At 71.7% G+C, this 4221-nt stretch carries 5 protein-coding genes; 3 read left to right on the forward strand and 2 right to left on the reverse strand.

Annotation, left to right across the window (positions count from 1 at the left end; translation table 11 throughout):
• The 3 genes from GT045_RS07440 to GT045_RS38795 all read left to right on the forward strand — a co-directional run.
• Positions 1–1700 (forward strand): coagulation factor 5/8 type domain-containing protein (locus GT045_RS07440; RefSeq protein ID WP_161333676.1); only part of this gene is annotated, 1700 nt, incomplete at its 5' end.
• A 243-nt stretch (positions 1701–1943) separates the two neighbouring features.
• The gene (snpA, locus tag GT045_RS07445) at positions 1944–2630 is read left to right on the forward strand and encodes a snapalysin (protein ID WP_161333677.1); all 687 of its coding nucleotides are present in this window, start codon (positions 1944–1946) and stop codon (positions 2628–2630) included.
• Positions 2631–2827: 197 nt separating this feature from the next.
• Entirely contained in the window at positions 2828–3073 is a 246-nt protein-coding gene (locus tag GT045_RS38795) for a hypothetical protein (RefSeq protein ID WP_202515008.1), read from the forward strand.
• 143 nt (positions 3074–3216) lie between these two features.
• Here the strand turns inward: GT045_RS38795 and GT045_RS07450 are convergent, their stop codons facing one another.
• Both GT045_RS07450 and GT045_RS07455 read right to left on the reverse strand, forming a co-directional pair.
• Positions 3217–3552: a hypothetical protein gene (locus GT045_RS07450; protein WP_161287311.1), complete on the reverse strand. Its 336-nt coding sequence runs from the start codon at positions 3550–3552 to the stop codon at positions 3217–3219.
• 93 nt (positions 3553–3645) lie between these two features.
• Positions 3646–4221, reverse strand: a 576-nt coding sequence (locus tag GT045_RS07455) for a hypothetical protein (protein WP_345942573.1), incomplete at its 5' end; no start/stop codon positions are given.

Genomic DNA, 4221 nt, shown 5'->3' on the forward strand with positions numbered 1-4221 from the left:
GCGTGTCCACGCCCGCCCGGGCGGCCGGCGCGACCCGCACGGCGCCCGCCGCCCTGCCCGGCGGCGGCGACCTCGGCCCGAACGTCATCGTGTTCGACCCGTCCACGCCGGGCATCCAGGCCAAGCTGGACCAGGTCTTCCACCAGCAGGAGTCGGCGCAGTTCGGCACCGGCCGCTACGCCCTGTTCTTCAAACCGGGCACCTACAGCGGGCTGAACGCCCAGATCGGCTTCTACACCTCCATCGCGGGCCTCGGCCTCTCCCCCGACGACACCACGATCAACGGTGACGTCACGGTCGACGCCGGCTGGTTCAACGGCAATGCCACCCAGAACTTCTGGCGGTCGGCGGAGAACCTCGCCCTGGTCCCCGTCAGCGGCACCAACCGGTGGGCGGTGGCGCAGGCGGCCCCGTTCCGCCGGATGCACGTACGCGGCGGCCTCAACCTCGCTCCGTCCGGCTACGGTTGGGCGAGCGGCGGCTACATCGCGGACAGCCGTGTCGACGGCCAGGTCGGCCCCTATTCCCAGCAGCAGTGGTACACCCGGGACAGCGTGATCGGCGGCTGGCTCAACGGGGTGTGGAACATGGTCTTCTCGGGCGTCCAGGGTGCCCCCGCGCAGAGCTTCCCCAACCCGCCGTACACCACGCTCGACACCACACCCGTCTCCCGCGAGAAGCCGTTCCTGTACGTCAGCGGCAGCGAGTTCCGCGTCTTCCTGCCGGAGAAGCGGACGGGTGCCCGCGGTGTCACCTGGGGCAGCGGCACACCGCGGGGCACGTCACTGCCGCTGTCGCAGTTCTACGTCGCCAGGCCGGGCGTCAGCGCGGCGACCCTCAACCAGGCCCTGGCACAGGGACTTCACCTGCTGCTGACGCCGGGCATCTACCACGTGGACCAGCCCATACAGGTCAACCGTGCGGGCACCGTGGTGCTGGGCCTGGGCTACGCGACGCTCGTGCCGGACAACGGGACCACGGTCCTGAAGGTCGCCGACGTCGACGGGGTCCGGCTCGCCGGCTTCCTCGTCGACGCCGGTCCCGTGAACTCGGCGACGCTGCTGGAGGTCGGCCCGGCGGGCGCCTCGGCGGACCACTCGGCCAACCCGACCACCGTGCAGGACGTCTTCGTCCGGATCGGCGGCGCGGGTGCCGGCAAGGCCACCACCAGCATGGTGATCAACAGCCGCCACACCATCGTCGACCACACCTGGGTCTGGCGCGCCGACCACGGCACCGGCGTCGGCTGGGAGACGAACCGCGCCGACTACGGCATCGTGGTCAACGGCGACGACGTGCTCTGCACGGGCCTGTTCGTGGAGCACTTCAACAAGTACGACGTCCAGTGGAACGGCCAGCGAGGCCGCACGATCTTCTTCCAGAACGAGAAGGCGTACGACGCCCCGAACCAGGCCGCCATCCAGAACGGCTCCGTGAAGGGCTACGCGGCCTACAAGGTCGGCGACAACGTCACCGCCCACGAGGGCTGGGGCCTGGGCAGCTACTGCTACTACAACGTCGCCCCGTCCATCGTGCAGCACCACGGCTTCGCCGCGCCGAACCGTCCGGGCGTGAAGTTCCACGACCTGCTGGTGGTCTCCCTGGGCGGCAACGGCCAGTTCGAGCACGTGATCAACGACACGGGATCGCCGACGTCGGGGACGTCCACGACTCCGTCCACGGTGACGGCATACCCCTGAGGTCCGTCCGCGGGCGCGGCCCGGCTGCTCTGCCGGGCCGCGCCCGCGCCGCGTCCGGGCGGTGGGGCGCCTCGGTACAGCGGGTGTCGCAGCGGCACCGCCCACATGACGTGTGCTTGAACCGGGTTGTCCGCCGATAGCCCGGTGCTATCCCCGAATGCCATCATCCGCAAGCTCGTCGGCCTGCCCCAGACTCACTGGCAACCGATCGTTCCACCCCACAGGACGAGAAGGAGCTCCCCCATGGCGTCGTTCCGCAGGAACACCGGCTCGAAGAGCGGCAGAAGACTCCTGGCCGTCGCGCTCGGCCTCGGTCTGGCCACCGCCGCACTCGGCACCGCGAGCCCGGCGACCGCCCAGAACACCGGCACGGCCCCCACCCACACCGCCGCCGCCTACGTGGGTGCGGCCGAGAACACCGGCAACAAGGCGTTCTTCGACGCCGTCCTGAAGTCGGTCGCCCAACGGCAGGCCGCACAGCCCTCCCTGAAGGTGGTGACCGTCTACTACAACGCCGCGCAGGCCCCGAGCTTCCGCTCCCAGATATCGAACGCGGCCTCCATATGGAACGCCTCGGTGTCGAACGTCAAGCTCCAGGCGACCTCGGGTAGCGGCGACTTCGCCTACTACGAGGGCAGCGACCCGAGCGGATCCTACGCCTCCACCAACGGCCACGGCCGCGGCTACATCTTCCTGGACTACGCGCAGAACCAGCAGTACGACTCGGTTCGAGTCGCCGCCCACGAGACCGGCCATGTGCTCGGCCTGCCCGACCACTACAGCGGTCCGTGCAGCGAACTGATGTCCGGCGGCGGCCCCGGTCCGTCCTGCACCAACCGGTACCCGAACAGCGCCGAGCGCTCCCGGGTCAACCAGCTGTGGGTCAACGGACTCGCCAAGGCCGTCGCGCAGCTGAACAAGGCGGGCTGACGCCGGTGACCGAGGCGGGCTGACCTCCCCACGACACAGCCCGTCCCCACGGTACGGACCGCGGCCCGGCCGGCCACCCGGTCAGGGCGCCGACCCGCGGTCCGTACGTCGTTCCACCCCTCCGCCCGCGTCCGGTGCCGGTGCCGGTGCCGGGAGGGTCTCTCGTCCCCCGGCGTCCCGCCGCTAGGCTCGGCACCGTGACGGTCACACGAGAGCACACCCCGCCGGCGACGGACGCCAGGACCGCGGCCTCCGCGGCGGCGTTCCTGGAGGGCCAGGAGATCACGACGACGGGCTGCGGACGCTGCGGTACGGAGATCTCGGGGGTCAACGGCCGCTACGCGTGCGGGAACTGCGGGTGGGTCAACCACTGGTCCGAAGGGCATACGCAGCTGCCGGCCTACGACCCGGTCGGGAATCTCCCGTCGGACGAGCACCCGTGACCCTGACCGGCTCCGGGCACGGCCGGCCACCGGAGCCACCCCGGCGCCCCGCCGGCCGACCGACCGGCTCCGTGACGGCCGACCGACCGGCTCCATGACGGCCGGCCGACCGGCGGCCGAACTCGTCCCTCCGGCGGGTCCGTTCACTCCGGATGGGCGACCGCGTCCTTCTGGAGCTCCACGGCCGATATCAGGCTCAGCCGCGGCTCCGCCTGCCGTAGCGCCTTCAGTGCCGCTATCGATGCGATGTCCCCGGTGAAACCGACGGCGGCCAGCCGGGAGCGCACCCACCGGGCGCGCAGCTGCCCGTCGCTGTCGGCCGACGTCGAGGCGAGCAGGGCGACGGCGCGTTCCAGACCCGGGCGTTCCTCGGGCCCGGCTTCCTCAAGCGCCTGCCGCAGGGCCTCGGCGACGAGTTCGGTGTCCCGGACGAGCAGCACGGCTTCGTACTTCCTGGTGAATCCCGCGATCGCTTTCATGGGGATCACTATGACTCCCGTGATCACTGCGGACCAAGCCACTTGAGGAGCCTCAGAGCATGGACGAGGGGCGCCCGGTCACCGCACGGCCGGTCACCCTCGTGGTGTCCGGGCCGCCCGCTGGTCGGGTGCGCGGTTCAGCAAGGCACGGGCCCGTTCGAGGGCCCGGGAGCGCATCCGCCGCCAGTCGGCCAGCTCGGTGCGGTGCGTACGGCGGACGGAGGCCAGGTCGCCCCCGCGGTAGGCGGCTTCGGGTCCGAGGTTGTTGACGATCGTCGAGGCGTGGAACCAGGCCCGCTGGTCGCCGTACAGGGTGCGCTGTGCGGCGGCGAGACAGCCGTCGGTGTGAGCGCGTACCCGGTAGCCGGTGGGCAGGGAGAGGGACAGCTCCGCGGGCCCGGTGCCGAACAGCGCCTGGCTGACCCGCCGTTGCTCGGCCTCGCCGCGCGGTCCGGCACCGGAACCGGGTGGTGTCAGTCCCCGGCGGGCGAGGCACTGGTCGGTGAGGGCGCGTTGCGCGGCCTTGATCGTGTCGTCCGCGGACAGTTCGATCCGGGCGGGGCGGTCCGCGCACCCCGCCGCACCGCCCAGCAGACAGAGGGCGGCGAGCACCGCGGACACCGGGCGGAGGGAGCGGGCGGGGCGGGACGGCATCGGGCGGAGGGGGCG

It is taken from the genome of Streptomyces sp. SID486, assembly GCF_009865385.1.
Lineage (GTDB): Bacteria > Actinomycetota > Actinomycetes > Streptomycetales > Streptomycetaceae > Streptomyces.

Coding starts and splice junctions, on each gene's coding strand:
- snpA (WP_161333677.1), top strand. CDS start 1,944: ATGGCGTCGTTCCGCAGGAACACCGGCTCGAAGAGCGGCAGAAGACTC.
- GT045_RS07450 (WP_161287311.1), bottom strand. CDS start 3,552: ATGAAAGCGATCGCGGGATTCACCAGGAAGTACGAAGCCGTGCTGCTC.